The organism is Comamonas sp. MYb396 (assembly GCF_037479555.1).
GTDB lineage: Bacteria > Pseudomonadota > Gammaproteobacteria > Burkholderiales > Burkholderiaceae_C > Comamonas.
In genome coordinates, this window is record NZ_JBBGYU010000002.1 from 103,200 (window position 1) to 125,110 (window position 21,911).

Annotated in this window: 20 protein-coding genes; 7 read left to right on the forward strand and 13 right to left on the reverse strand. The window is 62.5% G+C overall.

Annotation, left to right across the window (positions count from 1 at the left end):
- Window positions 1-272 precede the first annotated feature (272 nt).
- The 4 genes from gdhA to WH265_RS04520 all read left to right on the forward strand — a co-directional run bounded on the left by gdhA (window position 273) and on the right by WH265_RS04520 (window position 5,364).
- The gene (gene gdhA / locus WH265_RS04505) at window positions 273-1,619 is read left to right on the forward strand and encodes an NADP-specific glutamate dehydrogenase (protein ID WP_339521150.1); all 1,347 of its coding nucleotides are present in this window, start codon (window positions 273-275) and stop codon (window positions 1,617-1,619) included.
- Between the two features lie 131 nt (window positions 1,620-1,750).
- On the forward strand, window positions 1,751-3,622 hold the full coding sequence (locus WH265_RS04510) for a M48 family metallopeptidase (protein WP_339557463.1): 1,872 nt from the start codon (window positions 1,751-1,753) through the stop codon (window positions 3,620-3,622).
- A gap of 113 nt (window positions 3,623-3,735) precedes the next feature.
- Window positions 3,736-4,806, forward strand: coding sequence for a tRNA (adenosine(37)-N6)-dimethylallyltransferase MiaA (gene miaA, locus WH265_RS04515; RefSeq protein WP_445228485.1), 1,071 nt, complete (start codon window positions 3,736-3,738; stop codon window positions 4,804-4,806).
- 15 nt (window positions 4,807-4,821) lie between these two features.
- Window positions 4,822-5,364: a DUF2867 domain-containing protein gene (locus tag WH265_RS04520; protein WP_021027668.1), complete on the forward strand. Its 543-nt coding sequence runs from the start codon at window positions 4,822-4,824 to the stop codon at window positions 5,362-5,364.
- Here the strand turns inward: WH265_RS04520 and WH265_RS04525 are convergent.
- Window positions 5,361-6,623 carry an MFS transporter gene (locus tag WH265_RS04525; RefSeq protein ID WP_339557465.1) on the reverse strand — a complete coding sequence of 421 codons (1,263 nt, stop codon included), beginning with the start codon at window positions 6,621-6,623 and terminating at the stop codon, window positions 5,361-5,363. The genes WH265_RS04520 and WH265_RS04525 overlap by 4 nt on opposite strands.
- Window positions 6,624-6,721: 98 nt before the next feature.
- On the opposite strand from WH265_RS04525, the gene WH265_RS04530 reads away from it, so the two are divergent.
- Window positions 6,722-7,153, forward strand: coding sequence for a winged helix-turn-helix transcriptional regulator (locus WH265_RS04530; RefSeq protein WP_339557466.1), 432 nt, complete (start codon window positions 6,722-6,724; stop codon window positions 7,151-7,153).
- Window positions 7,154-7,176: 23 nt separating this feature from the next.
- Here the strand turns inward: WH265_RS04530 and cysE are convergent, their stop codons facing one another.
- Window positions 7,177-7,956 carry a serine O-acetyltransferase gene (cysE, locus tag WH265_RS04535; protein WP_339521155.1) on the reverse strand — a complete coding sequence of 260 codons (780 nt, stop codon included), beginning with the start codon at window positions 7,954-7,956 and terminating at the stop codon, window positions 7,177-7,179.
- Window positions 7,957-7,995: 39 nt separating this feature from the next.
- Window positions 7,996-8,808, reverse strand: coding sequence for an RNA methyltransferase (locus WH265_RS04540; protein WP_339557467.1), 813 nt, complete (start codon window positions 8,806-8,808; stop codon window positions 7,996-7,998).
- 162 nt (window positions 8,809-8,970) lie between these two features.
- Here WH265_RS04540 and WH265_RS04545 point away from each other — a divergent pair, with 162 nt between their 5' ends.
- Entirely contained in the window at window positions 8,971-9,882 is a 912-nt protein-coding gene (locus WH265_RS04545; protein WP_116924968.1) for an inositol monophosphatase family protein, read from the forward strand.
- Window positions 9,883-9,963: 81 nt separating this feature from the next.
- Here the strand turns inward: WH265_RS04545 and WH265_RS04550 are convergent, their stop codons facing one another.
- Window positions 9,964-10,356, reverse strand: coding sequence for an RcnB family protein (locus WH265_RS04550; protein WP_339521157.1), 393 nt, complete (start codon window positions 10,354-10,356; stop codon window positions 9,964-9,966).
- A gap of 672 nt (window positions 10,357-11,028) precedes the next feature.
- Between WH265_RS04550 and WH265_RS04555 the strand changes: the two genes are divergently transcribed.
- Window positions 11,029-11,316, forward strand: a complete 288-nt coding sequence (locus WH265_RS04555) for a hypothetical protein (RefSeq protein ID WP_339557468.1) — start codon at window positions 11,029-11,031, stop codon at window positions 11,314-11,316.
- Between the two features lie 230 nt (window positions 11,317-11,546).
- Here WH265_RS04555 and WH265_RS04560 read toward each other — a convergent pair whose 3' ends face one another.
- From WH265_RS04560 to WH265_RS04600, 9 genes are all read right to left on the reverse strand, one after another.
- Window positions 11,547-12,083 carry a hypothetical protein gene (locus WH265_RS04560; protein WP_339557469.1) on the reverse strand — a complete coding sequence of 179 codons (537 nt, stop codon included), beginning with the start codon at window positions 12,081-12,083 and terminating at the stop codon, window positions 11,547-11,549.
- Complete coding sequence (locus WH265_RS04565) at window positions 12,080-12,604, reverse strand: glycoside hydrolase family protein (protein ID WP_339537301.1); 525 nt, start codon at window positions 12,602-12,604, stop codon at window positions 12,080-12,082. The genes WH265_RS04560 and WH265_RS04565 overlap by 4 nt, the downstream gene beginning before the upstream one ends.
- The gene (locus tag WH265_RS04570; protein WP_339557470.1) at window positions 12,601-12,942 is read right to left on the reverse strand and encodes a hypothetical protein; all 342 of its coding nucleotides are present in this window, start codon (window positions 12,940-12,942) and stop codon (window positions 12,601-12,603) included. The genes WH265_RS04565 and WH265_RS04570 overlap by 4 nt, the downstream gene beginning before the upstream one ends.
- 65 nt (window positions 12,943-13,007) lie before the next feature.
- Window positions 13,008-13,550, reverse strand: coding sequence for a hypothetical protein (locus tag WH265_RS04575; RefSeq protein ID WP_339557471.1), 543 nt, complete (start codon window positions 13,548-13,550; stop codon window positions 13,008-13,010).
- A 9-nt stretch (window positions 13,551-13,559) separates the two neighbouring features.
- On the reverse strand, window positions 13,560-14,225 hold the full coding sequence (locus WH265_RS04580; protein ID WP_339557472.1) for a hypothetical protein: 666 nt from the start codon (window positions 14,223-14,225) through the stop codon (window positions 13,560-13,562).
- Between the two features lie 34 nt (window positions 14,226-14,259).
- Window positions 14,260-14,586, reverse strand: a complete 327-nt coding sequence (locus WH265_RS04585; protein ID WP_339557473.1) for a hypothetical protein — start codon at window positions 14,584-14,586, stop codon at window positions 14,260-14,262.
- Window positions 14,587-14,596: 10 nt separating this feature from the next.
- The gene (locus WH265_RS04590) at window positions 14,597-15,742 is read right to left on the reverse strand and encodes a hypothetical protein (protein ID WP_339557474.1); all 1,146 of its coding nucleotides are present in this window, start codon (window positions 15,740-15,742) and stop codon (window positions 14,597-14,599) included.
- Window positions 15,742-16,419, reverse strand: a complete 678-nt coding sequence (locus WH265_RS04595) for a hypothetical protein (RefSeq protein WP_339557475.1) — start codon at window positions 16,417-16,419, stop codon at window positions 15,742-15,744. Before WH265_RS04595 ends, WH265_RS04590 begins: the two co-directional genes overlap by 1 nt.
- A gap of 266 nt (window positions 16,420-16,685) precedes the next feature.
- On the reverse strand, window positions 16,686-21,878 hold the full coding sequence (locus tag WH265_RS04600; RefSeq protein WP_339557476.1) for a phage tail length tape measure family protein: 5,193 nt from the start codon (window positions 21,876-21,878) through the stop codon (window positions 16,686-16,688).
- Window positions 21,879-21,911 lie beyond the last annotated feature (33 nt).

Here is a 21,911-nt window from a genome sequence, read left to right on the forward strand (position 1 = left end):
GCAGTAGCCGGGGTGACAACCAGCCATCCCCCCCGCACAGCCCCATTTCAGGGCATGGCAGCCGGCCCGCAAAGCCGCTCGCGCCCTCAGAAAAGCACCAAAGCAGTGCAACCCACTGACTTATCAGGGTCATCGCATGTGGGTTTTATGCATTAACGCATGCACATTCGGCATAATGTCGGTTTTCGGCGCGATGGCGCACCATCGCTGTGCACACCTCGGCCCTCGCACAAAATCAGTGCAAGCCGGCTTTAGACCTTGAAAGTTTGTCCATGCAACACCAATCCCTGGCCCAGTTTCTCGCTTACGTCGAACAGCGCAACCCCGGCCAGCCCGAGTTCTTGCAGGCCGTGACCGAAGTCATGGAAAGCCTGTGGCCCTTCATCGAGAAAAACCCCCGCTACGCCCAACACAGCCTGCTCGAACGCCTGGTGGAGCCCGAGCGCGTGGTGAGCTTTCGCGTCAGCTGGGTGGACGACAAGGGTGTGGTGCAGGTCAACCGTGGCTACCGCATCCAGCACAGCATGGCCATCGGCCCCTACAAGGGCGGCCTGCGCTTCCACCCCTCGGTCAACCTGTCGGTGCTCAAGTTCCTGGCGTTTGAGCAGACCTTCAAGAACGCGCTGACCACGCTGCCCATGGGCGGCGGCAAGGGCGGCTCGGACTTCGACCCCAAGGGCAAGAGCGATGCCGAAGTGATGCGCTTTTGCCAGGCCTTCATCAGCGAACTGTTCCGCCATGTGGGCTCGGACACCGACGTGCCCGCCGGCGATATCGGCGTGGGCGGCCGGGAAGTGGCCTTCATGGCCGGCATGTACAAGAAGCTGGCCAACCGCGCCGACTGCGTGTTCACCGGCAAGGGTCTGGCCTTTGGCGGCTCGCTGATCCGCCCCGAAGCCACCGGCTTTGGCACCGTCTACTTTGCGCAGGAAATGCTCAAGACCCGTGGCAAGAGCTTCGAAGGCCTGACGGTTTCGGTCTCGGGCTCGGGCAATGTGGCGCAGTTCGCCATCGACAAGGCCATGGCGCTGGGCGCCAAGGTGGTGTCGGCCTCCGACTCCTCGGGCACCATCTACGACGCGGCCGGTTTTGACGGCGACAAGCTGGTCAAGCTGATGGACATCAAGAACAAGCAGTACGGCCGCGTGAGCGACTACGCCAAGCAAGTGCCGGGCGTGGAGTACTACGAAGGCAAGACCCCCTGGTTCATCAAGGCCGACGTGGCCCTGCCCTGCGCCACCCAGAACGAGCTGGAACTGGCCGATGCCCAGACCCTGATCAGGAACGGCGTGCTCTGCGTGGCCGAAGGCGCCAACATGCCCTGCACCATCGAAGCGGCCAAGGCCTTTGAGAAGGCCGGCGTGCTCTACGCGCCGGGCAAGGCATCGAACGCCGGCGGCGTCGCCACCTCCGGCCTGGAGATGAGCCAGAACGCGCTGCGCCTGAGCTGGCCTGCTGCCGAAGTCGACCAGCGCCTCTTTGAAATCATGGAAGGCATCCACTCGGCTTGCGTCAAGTACGGCCAGCGCGAAGACGGCTCGATGAGCTACATCGACGGCGCCAATATCGCCGGCTTTGTGAAGGTGGCCGACGCCATGCTGGCCCAAGGCGTGTTGTAAAAACGCCCGGGCGTAGCGCCCGGTCAGCACCCACTGCACAATGCCCCCAGCGTTCAGCGCGCTGGGGGCTTTTTGCTGCGCGCCAGAACATTACAACGACAACCACTACGACAAGGTATGAGGGGCGGGCCATGGAGCAAGCGGACTTTATCCATCTGGTGCGCGAGAGCGAGATCGAAAGCGCCAAAGACAGCGCCGCCTACCGGCGCAGCGTCATCCGGTTTGCGCTGCTGGGCTACCTCTGGGTGGTGGGCTGCCTGGTCCTGAGTCTGGCCATCCTCGCATTTGTCGTGACCCAGGCTGTGCGCGGCCAGTTTCGCGGCGGCTATGTGCTGGCGCTGGTGTTTGCGCTGGGCCTGCTGTGGACCAGTTTCAAGGCGCTGTGGACGGGCCCGGCCGACGAGCCCGAGGGCATTGCGATTACCGAGGCCGACGCTCCGGATCTGTTCAAGACGCTCGATCGCATCCGCCGCAAGGTCAAGGGCCCGGCCATCGATGCCGTCTACCTGCAAGATGATTGCAACGCCGCCATCTGGCAGCGGCCCCGCTTTGGCATGCTGGGCGGCTCGGTCAACTACCTGATGATTGGCCTGCCGCTGCTGATGGCGCTCGACAAGGCCAGGGTGATGGCCGTGCTGGCCCATGAATACGGCCATCTGCGCGAGAACCACAACCGCCTCAGCGCCTGGGTGTACCGCTCGCGCCGCGCCTGGCTCAAGCTCTACTACAGCATGCGCGAAGATGACGGACCGATGGCCGCAGCCACCCGCTCGTTCCTGAACTGGTACTTTCCGCGCTTTGCTGCCAAGACCTTTGCGATGGCCCGGCAGGACGAGTACGAGGCCGACCGCATCGCTGCGAAGCTGCTGGGGGCCGACGTGGCGGCTGCCACACTGACCGAGCTGGAGGTCAAGGCCGCCTGGCTGAGCGATGCCTTCTGGGGCCAGCACTGGCGCAGCGCAGCCCAGCACCCGCTGCCCCAGGGGCCGTTCAGTGCCATGCAAGACATGCTGCGCCTCAAGCCCGAGCCGGCATTTGCGCAACAGGCCCTGCGCCAGGCGCTCGCGCGGATCAGCGATGTGGACGACACCCACCCGGCCTTGCGCGACCGGGTGGAGGCCATCAGTGGCGAGCGCCCTGGCCTGCCCAGCTGGTCCACCAAAGGTGCCGTCAGCCTGCTGGGCCCCAAGGCTGCGGAATGGATGCAGCAGTTCGACGCCCGCTGGTGCAAGGACAACGCCAGCACTTGGAAGCAGCACCATGCACGCATGGCGCGCTGGCAGCAGCATGCCCAGCAGCTGCGTGCCAATGCGGCCCACTCCAGCAATGCAGAGCTGATCGAGCGCGCGCGCATTGAGCGCAAGATCGACCGCCAGGCCCCCGTGCGCCAGCTCTACGAGCAGGTGCTGGCCCGTGATGCGCAGCACCCCGGCGCGCTGGCCGGACTGTCCGCCTGCCTGCCCACCAGCGATACCGCCTTGCAGCAAAAATGCCTGGAGGCGCTGTGGCAGACCGCCCCGAGCTACCGTCCCTATGCCACGCGGGCAATGGTGGGCTTGCTGGAAGCCCAGGCCAAGCAAAGCAGCTACGACGCTGGCGCCATGCGCCTCTGGCGTGACCGCGCCCGCGAGGCCGAGCTGCAGCAGCAAAGCTTTTTCGACAGCTTGCAGCAAGCCCCTGTGTTCCAGGGCACGCGCGTGAACGACCTGAGCGCGTTCGAGCTGGCCGATCTGCGCGGCGAGCTGGCGTTGTTCAAGCCCATCAGCCAGGCCTGGCTGCTGAGCAAGCCAGACTCGCGCATGCCCGAGCTGCGCATCCATCTGCTGCTGGTGCAGGCACCTCGGCTGAATGAAGAACAACGCAGCGAGCTGCGCCGCGCGCTGTATGCCGATATCGACCTGCCCGGCATGCTGCTGGTGGTCTGCGTGGGCCCGGACGAGCCGGCCAGTGAAGAAGAGGCACGGCGTCACGCGCGCCAGCCCATTTACCTCGCCACCCTGTAAAACTTGCTTCAGGCCTGTATCGAAAACTCCCGCCAAGCCTGTTGGCATCGCTTTGGCCCTACACTGGCGGGCAGTCATCACTCCTGTATTGATAGCTGTCTGCGCCAGCCCCCATGCCTGCATGGGGCCCTGCGTGGCCAGCTCACCGCTTCTTCACCGTGCCATCCGCCGCAAGCTCTCCCCTCTGCCTGGGCCTGGCAGGCCCCACCGCCTCCGGCAAGACCGGCGCTGCCATTGCGCTGGCGCAGCAACTGGGCGCGGCGCGGCCCGTCGAGATCATCAGTGTGGACTCGGCCCTCATCTACCGGGGCATGGACATTGGCTCGGCCAAACCCAGCGTGCAGGAGCAGGCCGGTATTGTCCACCACCTGCTCGATATCCGCGACCCGCTGGACGCCTACAGCGCGGCCGAGTTTGTGCGCGATGCGCTGGCGCTGGTCGCGCAAATCCATGCGCGGGGCGGCATCAGCTTGCTGGTGGGCGGCACCATGCTGTACTTCAAGGCGCTGATGGATGGCATGGACGATATGCCTGCAGCCGACCCGGCGGTGCGCGCCCAGCTCGATGCCGAGGCCGCCCTCCATGGCTGGCCCCATATGCATGGGCTGCTGGCCCAGGTTGACCCGGTGACCGCGCAGCGTCTGGCGCCGGGCGACAGCCAGCGGGTGCAGCGCGCACTGGAGGTCTGGCGCATCAGCGGCCAGCCGCTGTCGCACTTCCATGCGCAGCAAAAGCGGCCGTCGCCACTGCTGCAGCTGGCGCCCAGTTTTCAGCTTTTCAGCCTGGAGCCCAGCGACCGCGCCTGGCTGCATGCGCGCATTGCGCTGCGCTACGACCAGATGCTGGCCCAGGGATTCTTGGCCGAAGTGCAGCAGCTGCGCGCGCGCGGCGATTTGCAGCTGAACCTGCCATCGATGCGCTGCGTGGGCTACCGCCAGATGTGGGAGATGCTCGACCGCTGCGCCCAGCAAGGCATTGCCGTGCAGACCGAAAGCGACGTGCCGCCCGCATTGTGGGCCGAGATGCGCGAGCAAGGCATTGCCGCCACGCGCCAGCTGGCCAAGCGCCAGATCACCTGGCTGCGCAGCATGCCCGCCCGCCAGGCGATTGCCTGCGATGCGCCGGGTGCGCTGGACCAATGGCTGCGCGCTGCCAGCGCCCGGCTCGCTGCTGCTGGCACCTAAACGCTGGTCCCCACCATGCCCACCCAACCGCAAGAGACCCGGCCGCCTGCGGGCAGCCGCATCGCCGAGCGCCTGGCCGGCGCGCATTTTCAGGATGCCTGGTGCATCCACACCACGCAGACCGGCGAGCCGGCGCTGGCCTATTTTCTGGCCGCCGTCGCGCGCACGCCGCGCTGGATTGAGTGGTGCATGCAGGCCCGCAACCGGGTGGGCCAACTGGTGGGGCTCAAGAACCTGGGCACCCTCTCCCAGATCGACCCGCAGCGGCCTGCCAGCGCCTACCAGCCGGGCGAGCGCGTGGGCGTTTTTACGGTGCTGGAGAACAGCGCAGCGGAGGCGCTGATCGGCGACAGCGACAAGCATTTGAACGTGGTGCTCAGCGTCCACCGCGCGCCTGTCGCCGGCCGCCAGGACCAGGTCGCCATCACCATCACGACGGTGGTGCATGTCCGCAACCTGCTCGGCCATCTGTACATGCTGCCGGTGGCGCCCATGCACCGGCGCATTGCACCTGCGGTGCTGGCCGCCTTGGGCCAGGCACAACCTGCCGCAGCCTAAGCGTTCGCAGCGGAGCGCGCAGGATCCGCACGCATCCAGTCGTGCGTGGCCCACCAGAACAGCAGCGCGGCGCCACTGACCACCGCACCCAGTGCGCACACACCCAGCCAACCCGCATAGGCATAGACGCTGGTGGCGCTGATGGCGCCCAGGCCGCTGCCTACTGCATAGAACAGCATGTAGACGGCCACCACCCTGCTATGCGCATCGCTGCTGCGCGCAAAGATCAGGCCCTGGTTGCTGACATGCAAGGCCTGGCCACCCAGGTCCAGCAGCACAATGCCCAGTACCAGGGCCGCTATCGCCCAGCGCGGATCGGGCAGCCCGCCCAAACCGGCCAAGGGCAGCCAGGCCAGCAGCAGCGCCAGCAAGGCCCACAGCGATGCGCGCTGTGCCTGGCCCCTGTCCACCCAGCGCCCCGCCAGCGTCGCCGCCAAGGCCCCGGCGGCACCCACGAGGCCAAACAGGCCAATGGCGCTGTGCGAAAAACCAAAGGGTGCCGCACGCAGCGGCAGCACCAGGCTGCTCCAGAAAATGCTGAACGCGGCAAACATCAATAGCGCCAGCACGCCACGCACCTGCAGGACCCGGTCGCGCCGCAGCAGGCGGCCCATCGATGCCACCAGCTGGCCATAGCCCAGGCTGGATGGCCGATGCGCCAGCACCGGCAGCCAGCACCACAGCGGCAAGGCCATCGCCAGCATCAACGCCGCCGACGCCATATAGACGCTGCGCCAGCCCCAGGCATCGCCCACGGCCCCGGCCAGTACCCGCGCCAGCAGCAGGCCGATAAAGACCCCGCTTTGCGCCCCCCCTACCACCCGGCCCTGGGCATCGGGCGGCGCCGCACTGGCGGCATAGGCGATCAGGCCCTGGGTCATCGCCGTGCCCAGCAAGCCCACCGCCAGCATCGCCGCCATCAACAGCGGCGCAGAAGGCGCAAAGGCTACGGCCAGCAACGCCAGCACCAGGGCCAGCAATTGCCAGGCCATCAAGGGCCGCCGGTTGACCCGGTCGCCCAAGGGCACCAGCAGCAGCAAGGCAAGCGCTGATCCCAGTTGCGTGGCGGTGATCACGCCGCCGACGGCGGCCAGCGGTATGCCCAGGTCCAGCGCCACCGCATCGAGCAGCGGCTGGGCGTAGTAGACATTGGCCACGCTGGCGCCAGCGGCCACGGCAAACAGCCCCACCAAGCCTGCTGGCACGGCAGGACGCTGGACCTGCCGGCCCGGAATATCGACACAGGAAGAGGATGTCATCGAGTCATCACCAATCTAGTTTTAATTTAAAACCAGATGAATTCTAGGCATTCCAGTTTTAAAATGCAACTCGATTGGAAAAACTTGGAGAACACCGCATGACCCAGCACCAGCCCTGCCCCGTTGCGCGCGCCTTGGATGCCATTGGCGACCGCTGGTCGCTCTTGATCGTGCGGGATGCCTTTGACGGCGTGCAGCGCTTTGGCGATTTGCAGCGCAACCTGGGCATGGCGCGCAATATCCTGAGCGACCGCTTGCGCAAGTTGGTGGACGCGGGCGTGCTGCAGACGCAGCCCGCATCCGACGGCAGTGCCTACCAGGAATATGCGCTGACGGCCAAGGGCCTGGGCCTGTTCCCGGTGGTGGTGGCGCTCAGGCAATGGGGCGAGGACCAGCTGTTCGCGCCGGGCGAGGCGCATTCGAGTTTGGTGGAAAAAGCCAGCGGCAAACCCGTGGCGCGCATGCAGCCGCAAACCGCCGATGGCCAGGTGCTGGCGCCCAGTGCCGCGATGGTGCGCAAGCTGGGCTAACCGGGCCAACGACCGGCGACAGCTTACTTGCCGACCAGGTCGCTCAGCTTCTGGGCTTCGAACTCGGCTTCACGCTGCGCATCGCAAGGCACGCAATCGCCCAGCTTGCTTTGCACCGACAGCTTCTCGATCGCAGCCCAGAGCATGGTGATCTGCTGCTCATGGCCGGCCGCGCTGTCGATGATGCCGCGCATGGCCTTGGACAGCGGGTCGTCTTCCTGCGTCACGCCGTAGGCGGCAAACTTCTGCTCGGGCTGGGCCTCGGTCACATCGGCACTGGCGCCTTGGCGCGAGGCAATGATGCGGGCGGGGATGCCCACCGCCGTGGCACCGGCTGGCACCGGCTTGATGACCACGGCATTGCTACCGATCTTGGCACCATCGCCCACCTCAAAGCCGCCCAGCACCTTGGCACCCGCAGCCACCACCACGTTCTTGCCCAAGGTGGGATGGCGCTTGGCGCCCTTGTAGAGCGTGGTGCCGCCCAGGGTGACGCCGTGGTAGATGGTGCAGCCGTCCCCGACGACCGCAGTCTCGCCGATCACGACACCCATGCCATGGTCGATAAAGACATTGCGGCCAATCTGCGCGCCGGGGTGGATCTCGATGCCGGTCAGCCAGCGGGCCATGTGCGAGATGAAACGGCCCGTCCATTTGAATCCATGGCTCCAGCACCAGTGCGCAGGACGCTGCATCCAGATCGCATGCAGACCGGGATAACAGGTGATGACCTCCCAACGGCTGCGGGCGGCAGGATCGCGGTCGAGGATGCACTGAATATCGGAGCGCAGGCGGTCAAGCATGGAAACAATGGTTATATAAGTATTCGAGGGCCCGCCAGTCTAGCGTTTTGTGGCCTCGGCCGTGCGCAGCATGGCCTTGGCAACACCTCTGAGGATATGGATTTCCTCCTGGGTCAGTTGCGCGCGGTTGAACATCTGGTTGAGCCGGGGCATCAGCTTCTTGGGCGCATCCAGGTCCAGAAAACCGATCTCGGCCAGCGCCTGCTGCCAGTGCGCCAGCATGCCCGCCACCTGCTGCGCATCGGCCCGCTCGCCCCGCGCCGCCACATCGCTCACGCCATAGCCGCCCAGTGCCTGGCGCCAGTCATAGGCCACCACCTGCACGGCCGACGCCAGGTTGAGCGAGCCAAAATCCGGATTGGTCGGAATCGACAGCGCCACATGGCAGAGGTACACATCCTCATTGGCCATGCCATAGCGCTCGCAGCCAAACAAAAAGGCCACGCCGCTCTCGCCGCTGGGGTTGGCGGCTACGGCGTCGCTGGCTGCGGGGCTGCTGTCTTCATCCAGTGGAACCGGCCCCGGCTGGGCCGCCAGCGCGCCCTGCAGCAGCAGCGCAAAATGCTCGCGCGGCGTGCGCGCCGGGGGGCCAAAGTCACGCGGGGTCATTGCCGTGGCGCAGAGGTGGCTCATGCCATCGAGCGCTTCCTCCACGGTGGCCACAATGCGGCAGTTGGCCAGCACATCCAGTGCGCCGCTGGCGCGCTGGATGGTTTCTTCCTTGCGCAGCACATTGCTCCAGCGCGGGCGCACCAGCACCAGGTCATCGAAACCCATGGTCTTGATGGCGCGGGCGGCGGCGCCCACATTGCCGGCGTGGCTGGTTTCGATCAGAACAAAACGGGTTTTCATAGACAGGTCGAGCAAAAATGGACATGCACCAGCGAAAAAAATCGACCGCAGGTACAATCTAGCCCCTATTGTCGCTGCCGCATCGCCGGCCGCGATCTACAAGCCGCTCTTGCCCCAGCGTTTCGCAGCGTTTTTGCTGCCCCACTTACGCCCACACAATTTATGTCGTCCTCCTCCCTGCACCCCATGCTCAACATGGCCATCAAGGCCGCTCGCGCTGCTGGCGCCATCATCAACCGTGCCGCGCTTGACGTGGAATCGGTGCGGGTATCGACCAAACAGGTGAACGACTTTGTGACCGAAGTGGACCAGGCCTCCGAGCAAGCGATCATCGAGACCTTGCTGACCGCCTACCCTGACCACGGCATCCTCGCCGAAGAATCGGGCAACGAATACGGCAACCCCCGCTCCAACCACATCTGGATCATCGATCCGCTGGACGGCACCACCAACTTCATCCACGGCTTCCCCGTGTACTGCGTCAGCATCGCGCTGGCCGTGAACGGCCGCGTCGAGCAAGCGGTGGTGTACGACCCCACCCGCAACGACCTGTTCACCGCCACCCGTGGCCGTGGCGCCTTCCTCAATGAGCGCCGCATCCGCGTGTCCAAGCGCACCCAGCTGCGCGATACCCTGATCACCACCGGCTTCCCCTTCCGTCCGGGCGACAACTTCAAGCAGTACATGGCCATGCTGGGCGATGTGATGCAGCGCACCAGCGGCGTGCGCCGCCCCGGCGCAGCGGCACTGGACCTGGCCTATGTGGCCGCCGGCTTCAGCGATGGTTTCTTTGAAACGGGCCTGAGCATCTGGGATGTGGCAGCGGGCTCGCTGCTGGTGACCGAGGCCGGTGGCCTGGTCGGCAACTTCACCGGCGAAGCCGACTTTCTGGAGCAGCGCGAAGTGCTGGCCGGCACGCCCCGCATCTACGGCCAGCTGGTGCCTATCCTGGCCAAGTACAGCAAGTTTGCCAGCGCGGGCGACAAGGCTGCCGTGCGCCAGGCGCTGAACGACGACGGCGCCGAGCCCGCTGCAGACACCCCGGCCGAGCCCGACGCCGAGCAAGCCGAGTAAATCTCCGCGCTCCACTACGACAAAGCCCACAGGCCATGCCTGTGGGCTTTGTCTTTGGCCGATCAGAAAACCGACGGTCTATCAGTTGCCAAACACGATCTGCGCAACCACACCAGACGCAATGGCCACCAGCAGGTAGTCACCGCCATTCTGGATCCAGTGGTAGCCGCGCGGGGGCGAGCTCAGGCGGTGGCCGCGCCAGTCATTGACCACATAGCCATGCGCCCGGTACTGGGGCGGCACGCGCGAGCCCTTGACCCAGCGGTGGTCCGGCCCCGCACCCCGGTGGTTGCGCGCATCGGGCCGGTGCGCATCATGGCGGCGATCGGGCTGCGCACGGCCCCGGTCATCATGGCGCTGCACATCCTGCGGCGGGCGCGGTTGCGCTTGCACGCCGACGGCGCCAGCCCCCATCGTAGCCACCAGTGCAGCGGCGGCGATACGGCGCATCCATGTTGTCGTTGCGTTTGTCATTGAGGACCTCCTATCCTTGTAGAGCACAAGGCAGAACCGCCTTGCTTGCAGCCCATGATGGCGCAAGCCTGAGGGCGAGGCGGTAGGAAACGGCCAGCTTTACCGAGATTTTCAAGGCGCTGCGATGGGCTTTACATTCGCATCGGGGTGTTAAATCTCTTCAAAAATAGCGGCGCTTGCCGCTGCGGTGCCCGCCCGCGCCGAAAACCCCTTGCAGGGCGGATCTGCCAGATATTTCCTTGCGCTGCATGCGAGTGGCCGCCAACTTTATGGGCCAATTGCGTTAATATGCACACCCCGCCCAGGCCGATGGCCCCCCAGCCAGCCTTGTATGATGCGCATAGCGGCCAGACGCACACAGGCGCAGCCACCCTGCCCCCTGGTGCCCCGCCGGTTGTGCCCGCCTTTATGGGCCCGGAGCCAACCCCATCACCCATGCCATGCCAAGTTGGATGCATACCAACCCATACCAATAGATGAGTTCAAACCCAATGGAAAATCCAACGCTGACAAAAGCCGATTTTTCATCGCATACCCCAATGATGCAGCGGGGTGTTGCTATAGCTAATCAGGCGATGCGACATTAAATACTACGCCTTTTGCTACGCCTCCACATTCTTGCCTGCGTCTCCTGATAACTGTATAAATACACAGTACATCTAGGAGATCAGCATGAAGCTTGAAAAGCACTACTTTTGGAAAATTCAGGACTTGGGGAAGTGGAAGACCACCCGCTTCCGCTGCACTGAGGACCACATCAAAGACGATCACCCGGAAGCGATCTGCATAGAAAGCTCGCTCATTGACAGATGGGTGCCGGAGACAGACGAGGAGATGTGGGAGCAGTACCGGAAGACTTCGACCGGCGTACTGATGAACCCTGGCCAGTACTTGCCGCCTAAGGCTGCGAACCCGTCTGCCGACTTCATGGACTCGCTGAGCAAAGATGTGCCGTTTTGAAGGCGGGGCCCTGCAATACCCCCCACCCTTTGCATGACAGCACCGCCCGGAAACGAAAAAAGAGCCTCCCCAGTGCCGTAGTGGCGCCGGGGAGGCTCTTTGCTTTTGGGGCTGGAATAATTTTTGGAATATTTTGTAGTAGCTTTTGTCGTGAATCGGTCAAGATGCCAACCCTGCAAAAACCGAGATTTGTCAACCAACCAACCCTGCAAATTCCGCGTTTTGTCAACCTACCTGCTGCAGGCCTGGTCGCTGTCGTGACCGCTCAGCCGGCGCTCGATGTTCACCTGGTCGCACAGCGCGGCTACTTCGGCGTCTCGCCGCCTAAGGTCACCTCCGAGGCTTGCGACCACGCCGAGGCCTTCTGCAAGCTGTCGGTCGAGGACTGCGGCTTTATCTGCAAGATCGTCGCGGGCAGCGGCGTCGGCTTGGGCTTGCGCGCGATAAGTGGCGGCTCGGCTGTCGGTGTCGCGGTGCAGCCGCTCAGCACGGGCAAGCTCACGACGCTGCACATCAGCAATGCCGGTATAGAAAGCCGCCAGGCGGTCGGCGTTGTAAATCGTGTCTTGGGCATGCTTACCCTCCAATTTGGCTGTGTTGGTCTCGTCGGTGCGGGCGGCTTCTGCCCTGGTGGCTTTGCCCTGGGACTGCTCGGCGCGCAGCTCGGCGATGGTCTTGCTGGCCTGCCAGCCTTTGACCACCCAGCCGGCGGAGAAGGCCAGCGCGGAGATGATGGCTGCCAGAGCAGCTTTGATCTGCCAGGTCATGATTGCTCCCCAAGGCACTTGGCCTGGCGCTCAAGCTGCCGGGTCCACACACCCTTGCAGCCCTTGGGACCCCAGTTCTGAGGCAGGGAGCAGTCGCGCCCCGCTTGCTTGCGCCAGGCCGGCAGCGCGTTGCAGGCCTGCAGGTACTCACCGTTCAGCAGGTTGCGTCGCATCGAGCTCGAGCGCCAGTTGGTGATGCCAAACTGGTAGGTGAAGTCCATGTACAGGTCATACTCGCCCTGGGTGAGCTTCACCCCGGGCAGGCTGGCCCGGAACATGGCTTCGTCCTTGCTCTTGTGGTCGCGCACGATCTGCAGGGCCCTTTCCTTGCTGATGGGCGGGTCTGCCAGAGTCACGCGGGTGCCGTCTTCGTAGACCGTGGAGCCGTAGCCGATGGTTGGCACATCGCCCTGCGTTGGGATGTAGGGCGCAGAGCGGAAGCCCTCCGCGCCGAACAAGCTCAGGATCGCCGCAGCTGAAACAGTAAGGGCCGCCACTGCGACCCGTTGCTTGTTGCTCATGACAGGTCCGCCCTCTGCGTTTCGGTCATCTGGCGGTACTCGTCCAGCGTGATGATGCGCGGGCCCAGCCGTGGCTTGATCCAGCCCCAGCGCTCGAACGCCGGCCGCCACAGCTTCTTCCAGAACCATTCACAGATGAGCAGCACCGTGTATAGCGCCGCCACGATAGAGGCGATGGTGCCCCACGGGATGGAGTTCACCCAGTACCATGTCTCAAAGCTGGAATTGACCGTGGCCGCCTGGGCGATCTTGTCTGCCACGTCGGCTTGCGCGGCCGTGGCCAACGTCACCGCACTGGTTGCCTTTGCGATCGGCATGCTGATATCTGTGCTCTGCATCGAGAGACTCCCTCAGAAATAAGAAAACCCGCCGAAGCGGGTCGTGTTGTGTGTTGTGCCGAGGGTTACAGCGCCTGGGCGTAGCCGAACAGCTCGAATAGATCAGCTTCGGTCAGATTGAGGCCTGCTGCCAGAGCGAGCACCGTGGGGCTGTCGGACTCGATAGCCGCTGACCCCTGCCAGTCCACCAGGGCCCGGTAGCGGTCCACCTCATCGGGGATCAGGTTTATCTGCGCCTCAATGTCCTCGTTCTTGATGCCCTTCATGTCGAACAGCGCAAGCAGGGCCTGGCGCTTGGTCACGGTCACCCGCGCAGCGTCCCGGGCGGCCTGCTCGGCTGCAAGGCGCTCCGCCTCCAGCTGGGCCAGCTCGCCGTCGTCCAACGGCACTACCTGCCACTGCTGCAGGTAGCCGTCCTCTGTTTCCAGAGGCTCCACTGGCACCGCCCTATGGGTGGCTGGATCAAACTCTGGCGGATCAGCCGGTGTGATGAGCACATAGCGTTCCGGCGCCTCAAACGGCACGGGGAACGACATGTTGTGCGCGTGCCGGCCGATGATTTCCGCAGGGCTCAGCCCGAACTCTCGGGTTTCTTTGTCGAAGTACATGCCGCTCCTTTAGATTGCGTTGCCCAGGCGCGTGCCCGTGGCAATCCAGTTGATAAAAGCCTGGCCGTCTACATAGTTGCCTGCGGCTTGCCCCGAGCCAGGTGGATAGACCTGCAGCAGGTTGTAGTTACCCGATGCGCTTCCGCCTTGGCCTGCAGTGCCTGGCTGACCAATTGCCCCCCCGGCTCCCCCATTACCGCCGTATGAAGTGCCCAGACCACCCACGGATGGCCCCCCCAAAGTTTCAGAGCTTCCGAGGCCGCCGTTTTGCGCGGCAATCAGCGCCAATGTTCCTGATGTATTGAATCCAGCACCCGTCCCGCCCGCACCTGGCGCACCCATTGCCTGATAGCTTGCTGAGTTTGGGTTTTGAATCCGAAACGCTCCGCCCTCACCACCAGTACCGCCAGCTCCAAAGATCGTGCCACCAGCGTTATCGATGTTGATCGTGGTTCGGGTGTAGATCCCAAAGGTGCCACCCACCATGGCGCCAATCCGGCCTCGGTTGAGAATAGTCAGCAAGCCGCTCGGGATGGTGCTGGGGATACTGAGCGCCGCCACATCTACACCAGCATTAATGGTGCAGTAAAGCGGCTCATAGCCAACCCAACCCGCAGAAATAGCAAGAGCCCGAATGTCCGGGCTCCTGACGTTGGCCGCAATGGTGATGTACACCGGGCCTTTGATGAGTAATGGTCGGTACGCCATATCAATAGTTCGGCAGGTAAGAGCCCAGCCACTGCTCTGCCCCGGTTGACTGCGGGCGGCGGAACTGGAACATATGGATCTTGCCCGTCTGCAGGTTTTGCGGAGCTATCCCACCAACCCACCGCACTGACGCCGGCCAGGACAGCGTGCCAGCGGTCAGATTTACCTCCAGCTCAAACAGCATGCAGTCAGCAGGCCGATTGGTAAAGGTGAACGCCGTGGCCCCAGTGATGGTCGCGTGGAAGTAGCTGCGCTTTGAGAGGTCACACACCCCTCCCGTGATTGCCAGGGAGAGCGGCGCCTGTGCTTGTTGTGCTGCATTTGCCATACGTGTTTCCTTAGAACCAACGGCCTATTGCCATAAGGTAAATGCCAGTACTAGCAAACGCCGCAGTTCTGCTCGCATTGGTGATGTTCTGAATCTGCACGCTCGCCTCTGTTGCGCCGCAAAACAAGCGGCATGCAAAGTTCTCGCCGCCATCAAAAGATGAGTTGCCATACGCAGAAATAGTGTTTGCGCTGGTGAATGCAGCGGGATATGTCCAATACCCCACCAGCGCATTCGTTAGAGCGCCCACGTTTATTGAAGACCCACCGACATTCCAGCGGTGCCAGCAAATGAGGGTGCCGTCTGCAAATCTGGTGAAGTTGCCATTGCCATTGCTGCCACTGGCGATCACTGGATTGCCGTTCATGTTCAGCCCACCAGTGAAGTTCTGGGAGGCCGTCCAGGTGTTGGCCGAGGCGATGGCCGGCTGCGCGGCGGTGTACGCTGTCACCCCGCTGATCCGCACCCAGTCATTCGATGCAGAGTCGAACTGCAGTGCAATCTGCCAGTTCAGCACGTTCATCACGTAGTCTTCTGCGTCCCCGCAGATGGTCTTGCCGTTACGCTGGATGTACGGCGTCAGAGTGCCGGACACGTTCACGGCTGCGACCACCATCCCATGGAAGGGGCTGGCTGGCAGTTGCAGCACCGAAGAGCCCGAACTCATGCGGTACATACCGCGATCCGCCGCGATGGTCGTGCCTGCAGGGCATGGCAAAACGGTGAAGTCGTTACGGCTCACCTCACCCCAATAGGTGGACCCCAGGGCCGGGGCTTGGGTCGTCACGTTGGCCAGGTTCAGCTTGAGATACCACAGGCGTCCCAGGTGGGTGACTGTGGCCGGCACATTCAGCGCCCCGGTGAGCGTGGACCACTCCCCCTTGTAGTTCGCTGCTGCAAAGGCGCCATTTGCTGCCGTCTGGACATCGACAAGGCGGGCGGCTGCCGTCTCGGCAGAGGTGTTCGCGTTCACCGCGCGCTCGTTGGAGTACTCAGCATTGGTCTTGGCAGAATCTGCCACCGCCTTCACATCGCCGCCCCACGGCGCCATCTGCGTCGTGAAGTTCTCTGCGGTCACGTTGAACGTGGCCTCGTCCATGTTGTTGTTCGGAACCGTGCCAAGGTCCCGGATTGGTGGCACTGGAACGATTGGCATTAGACAACCCCCTTTACATTCACTGTTATTGATGTGCTGACCGTGGTGTGCGGCTGCCATCCGATGCTGATAAAGCCCACCGTTGCGAGATAGCGGTACTTGCCAATGGAGCTGGCATAGACCGATACCGGCGTGTCCTTAAGCCGTTCGATGAGCGAGAACAGCCGGTTGGCGTCTTCTGCATCGATGATCACGGGCAGGGACAGATTCACCGCCGAGCCTCGGGGCACGACACGGAAGGTGCCGTCCTCGAAGTCCTTGCGGTAGCTGTAGTTCTGGATCTCGGCATTGGCCCCGTACTGGGTGCCCGAGGGCATACCGACACTCGTCATGCCGAAAGCCGTCCAGGTGCCGATCGACATCCAGCCAACCCCCACCGGTTGCGTCGGGTCGGCCGACACCGTCACTGTGATGACCGTAGACGACTTACTAGGGATGCTCTCGATGCGGAACGACTTGATGGCCGTCCGCTCACCGAAGAAGTAGTTCCACCAGCCCACGCGCGGCAGGTTCAAACCGGTATCGACGGGAGTGATCAGGTCCGCCCCGCCCACCCCATCTGTCACCGTGATCTGCAGGCGCTTGCCCGTCAAACCATGCAGCGCAATGCCGGTGATGAACGGCACCTTCAACACATAGGTGAGCGTGCCCAGGCGGTTGACCTGGGTCGTCTGCACGTATGGATCGAATGGCGCCCACCGGTTTGACGGGCGCATGTCATTCCAGCTATTGGTGTCTTGGTCCGGTGGAATGTTGAGGTTGGGCGGGACAGCAGCGCATTTGTATACGCGCTGGCCATACACCCTCTCTGCATCTTTGGCGACAGCTGCGCCTGCCGTCCAGGCGACCTCCCCGGCTGCCGTATCGACAGCGGGGATGGACCCGGCCAGCATCGAGCTGTCCCCAATCTGCTTGGGGACTAACACGTACATAGATTTCCCTTTTAGGCCATGTTGGCGACGCGCATGGCGTTACCACCCTCAGTCACCTGGCTGATGTCGCTACTGGTGCGGCGACCGTACTCAGCACCGGCGGCAGTGTTGGAATTGATGGCTTGAAGCTCCGTGCGCAAGGCTTTGACCTCCTGCACAAGCTCCGCATTGCCACCCCCCTGGGTGTTCAATGCAGCCATCAGCGCCCGGTTGTCAGCCGCAGGAATGATCCGCTCACCCTGGTGGATGTTCGCCGTCATGTCGTAAGGCACGTAGTTCGTGCCCACGGCAAATGACTTGCGCTTCATCCACAGGCCTTGCTTCTCATCGAACTCCCACTCGCTGCCGTAGACGCTTTGACCCGCCTGCATAGCGGCCCATTGGTCGGCGGTCAGATTGCCGGAGCCAACCAACAGGTGGCCGTCGTACTGGTACTGCCCTGCGGCGTACTTTTCGACAGTGCCATCCGACCACTTGGCCCGACCGTCAGCCGTGAAGCCGACGACGTAGCGCCCGACAGTGCCGGAGACGGTGCCCCCGAGGGTTGCTCCGCTTCCTGCCTTGCCTGGAGCTGCAGCGCCGCCGCCCAAACCCGCCTTCTCAGCCTCTTCCTTGCGGATTCGCTCTTGCTCCTTGGGGTCCAGCAGCTTGTAGAGTGCGTTGACAGCGTCGGTAACGCTGAGCGTTGCATCTACCTGCGTTTCGCCGTATTCCTTCCAGAACGTCAGCGTGTCATCCAGCCGCTTGATCTGCGAGGTGGCCAGGTCGATCTGCTTTTGGGCATCCGACTTCGCCAACGCTGCATATCCACCGAGTTCATCCAGCTGGCCGGCAAGCACCTTCTTGTCGTAGTCAAGTTCCGCCTGGGTGGCGTAGTTGTCCATGACCAGACCGCCGGTCGCCGCCTCGATGGCCGACTTGGTGGCGTCGAGGTCCGACAGCCCCCCACCCTTGCGGGCGCGGTCCAGAGCTTGCTCGATGTACACCATGCCGGCCGCAGCCGACCAGCTTGCGCTGTCCTCAACCGAATCCCGCAGCGACTTAGCCGCATTGGTCACCAGATCAAAGTAACTAGATGCTTTCGTCAGCGAGTCCTTGGCGTCCGCAGAGAACTGGTTCCAGTACTCCTTTTCACGGGAGACGGCGGCTTCCAGGTTCTTTATGGCCAAGTCTTTGACGGCCTTCTGCTCCTCGGCCAGCCTTGCGGCCAGATCCTCAGCGGCTTGCTTGGCTGCGGCGTCGTTCTTGGCTTGGTCCTCGGCGTTCCACACCTCGACTTGCATGCGGATCAGCTCAGGGTCCTTGTATTTCTCAAGTTCCTTCAACTGCTTTGCACGCTCGAGCTTCGTCGCCTCGTCGTCTTTGCCCTGGGCGCGCAAGAGTTGCACGTTCAGGTCTTCCTTCATGGCGGCGATGTTCTCGGCAGAGGTGTAGACCACATCGAACGAATCAGCCAAACCGATCATCGCGGCATACAGCTTGCGGCCCGCCTCGGTAGACAGGTCAATTCCGTTGATGTACTCCCGCAGGGCATCCCGGCTGGTGGGCATCGATTCCACGCCAAGCTTTTTAAGCGCCTCATTCAAAAGCCGCGTTTGGTTCGCGACCTTCTCCTGATCCGTATAGAACTTGTCGTAGTAGTTGCTGGTCGCCGCGGCGAACTTGTCTGCTCCACCAAAGGCATCCATCAGCTCGGAGGCCATGTCTGCGCCCGCCAAGCTGACCGAATACAGGGTGTCCCCGATGGCTTTGAACCACTCGTTTGCCAGCGTGATCGAGGTAGACAAGCGGGTGAGCGCCTCAAGCTGGGTTTCCCCGGCCTGCGTGTACTCGTCCGTCGTGAGCACCAAGGCCCCCATCTGATCGGCGATCTTCTGGAACTCCTCCTGCAGTTTCTTGGTGGCTTCCTCTTCGCTCAGGCCCTTGAGGTTGACCTTGAACTTGGCGGTGAAGCCGTCCAAAGCCTCCCCACCCAGGCCCACGGCACCAGCCATGGCGCGGATTGATTCATCCATGCCCAGAAACTGCTTGCCCAGGGCAGAGCGCATTTCCTCGGGCATGTCCTCGTAGGTCGTCTTGTTCGACCGGAACAACCCACCCTTGTAGTACTTGTAGAGGCGCCCTTCAAAGCCACTGTCGCCGCCGAAGGTTCCCTCAACACCCGACTCCTTGAGCTTGCGGCCAAAGAGCGAGCCGAAGATGTCGCCGCCAAACAGCAGAGTCAGACCACCCAGGATTGGAGCCAGGGCGCCAACGAAGGTGCCCAGGCCGCCAAGTATGTTCCCGGACTGCATAGCGATGGTGCCAGCAGACATTGCGCCGCCAAAGGTTGCGCCAGTCGTACTCAGCCCCAAGGAACCCATCAGGCCACCAAAGCCGGCGCTCATGCCGCCGCCGAAGGTGCCCAGCAGGCCGAGAGCGTTTGCACCACTCAGGCCGGAGCTGAGGTTGCTGAACATGCCGCCACCGCTGGCCGCCGCAGCACCTGCCGCACCTGCAGCTGCACTGCCAGTGAACCCCAGCAAGTTGCCGACGATGTTGATAACGAACGGCTCCGCGAGCATCTTGTAGATCTGCTTCGCCACCAGGGTGTAGAACGATGTCTTGAGAGACTGGCAGAACGCATCCCACCCGGACTTGCCGTTGTTCATCATGTCAGCAAAGCCGGTGACAAAGATGTCTTCGACCTGCTTAATGGTTTGCTCGTATTGCTGCTTCGCCTCTTGAAGTGCTTTGTCAGTTTCCTGCTTAGACTTCTCGAAAACCTCTTTGCCACTTATGAGATCAAGCAACTCCCTCCGCTTATCGATCTCCTGCTGCAAAGCCAACAGCGTCGCAGCATCTGCACCCTCACTGAGTTTCCGTTGGAACAGCTCCTCAGCGCGAGCCAAGGCCACCATTTCAACGGCGCGCGCCATCGAGATGTGCTGTGCATAAGCCAGTCGAGACGCAGCTATCTCGTCTCGCATTTTTTCCACACTCGTCGCCACCGTTTGCGCCGCCCGCTGGCGAGCCAGCAAAATGGCCTCTTGAGCTTTCTGCTCTGCTTCGTAGGCCTTGACCTTTTCAGCCAGTGCGGCAGCCTCTGCCTTGGTCTGCTCGACCATGAAGGGCTGCTTAGCCAACAGCTTTGCCTGCGCCTCTGTGAGAGCATCCATCGAGATGCGGCCCTTTTGGTAGGCCTTGCTCAGATCATCCCAGTCCTTGTAGAAGGTCGAGGACAGGCCGGCCAATTCGCCCAGGAGCTTCTTCTGTCGCTCCATCTCTCGGTTCTCAGCATCTAGCTCCTTGTTACGGCCCGAGCCCTTCTTCTCTGTGTACTTGTCTTCGATGTCCTTCTGAATCTGGACGTACTCTTCACTGATGCGATTACGCTCTTTCTCCGTGAGGGTTGAATCTTTGAGGCGTTCCTTGTACCGCTCGCTAGCCTGGGCCAACTCTTCGCTACGCTGCACCTCTTTCGCCTTGTGCTTATCGTAGAGCTGCGACCAGCCAATTGCACTCTGAGTGGCCTTGGCTGAGGCTTCTTTGGCTACAGCGTTCAGTTGCTCAGCGGCTGAGGTGGCCTCCAACTGCCACTCTTCAGCGCGCAGTGCCTCAATGCGATCTTGAATGCGCTTTTTGGTTTCAGCAGTAACTCGGCCGGTAGCTGCGCCGCCTCCCGTTTCTCCCCAGCTTTGCTGGTTCATCAGGGAGTTCAGCTCCTTGCGGACATCGCCCAGGCGGTCGTTGAGGGTCGCAGCACGACCCACATTCAACATCGCATCCCACGCCTCTTTCGCCGCGCTTTTGATACCATTCCAGCCACGCTCGATGTAGCCCAAATTGGCCTTGATGTTTTGGCCCCGCTCACGCATCGCCGAATCAAGCGCATTCATAGCAACCTGAGCCGCCTCTGCGCTTCTCCCTTGATCATCCAGGGATTTGATCTGGTCGTAGACAGACGAGGTCAAGAAGTTCATTCCCTCGTTGAGTTTGACCACGGCAGCAAGCGGATCCTTCTGCAAGTCGGCAAACTGTTTTGCAGTGTCCTCGACAGCTTGTCCAGTGGCCTTCTCCCACTCAATAGCGGTTTGAGTGAACTGTCGCAGGTTATTGCTACCCTGCACGCCGGCAGCCACAAACGCTGCCAAGCCTTCTGCCGCTTGAGCTTGCGTTCCTACCACGCCGTCAATTTCTCGGGCGTACTCCCTCAATTGGGTGCGCGTTGTGCCGGTCGCATTGCCAGACAACACCAATGCACGCACAAATGCGTCATTCTCTTTTGCACCCATCGCATAGGCGGCGGCCACCGCAGCTGCACCCGCAGCCAGCAAGGAGAACGGGCTGACGAGCGAGAGGACGTAACCGCCCAGCGCCTTGGCAGCATTCCCTGCGCCACCGAACATATCCTTGAGCTGACCACCCTGCTGCAGCAACACAGTCAATGGAGCCTGGCCGGCCTGCAAGCTCACCACGATGTCGGTGAACTGGGCGGGTACGTTCCGCAGAGCCGCCGCAGTGGCGGCCGCCGACATGCCAACTTTACCTACCCCTTGTTCAGCTTCACGAAGCCTTGCAATCATGGGCGCAGCTTGGGTTGTCAGGCCCATTTGCGCAGCTTGCATCTCCAACAGATCGGCTTTGGATTTGCCAATAGCCTGGGATTGGTCCTGCAGCGACTTCAGAAATGCATTGTTGGTAGATGCCTGTTTCGCAGTAGCATCCGACTTCGCCAACTCAGCATTCCAGAAGCGCACATACTCAGCATCCTGAACCAGCTTTCTGGCGTCTGCGTGAGTGCGCTCAAACGCCGCAACCTGCGACATTTCTTTGGCTTTCGCCTGGGCAACACTCAGTTGGGACTCAAGCTGCCTCAAGCCGTCAATCTGAGGCTTGTACATGTCGGGCGTGAAGCCTTTGAGCTGGGCCTTGAGCTCAAACTCTTTGATCTTGTCGCCGGCGGCTTGAATCTGGGTAGCTGTCCGGCTGAGTTCTGACCGCCACGCATTAAACGCGCGCTCGGAAGTCTTCATACTGGAGTCAGTGGCCGGGCCCAGCTTCTTGACGGACTCGCCCAGGCGATCAACGCCGCCGGCGCCCTTATTCGACTCGTCCTGGACGGTCTTGCCGAAGTCCTTGATGCTCTTGGTTGCCTCTTGTAGGCCGGTTTTCACACCAGAGGCGTCTACGCCGACATTGATATTCTTGGTTAGATCAGCCATAGCAGCACCAATAGAAAAGGCCCGCCGAGGCGA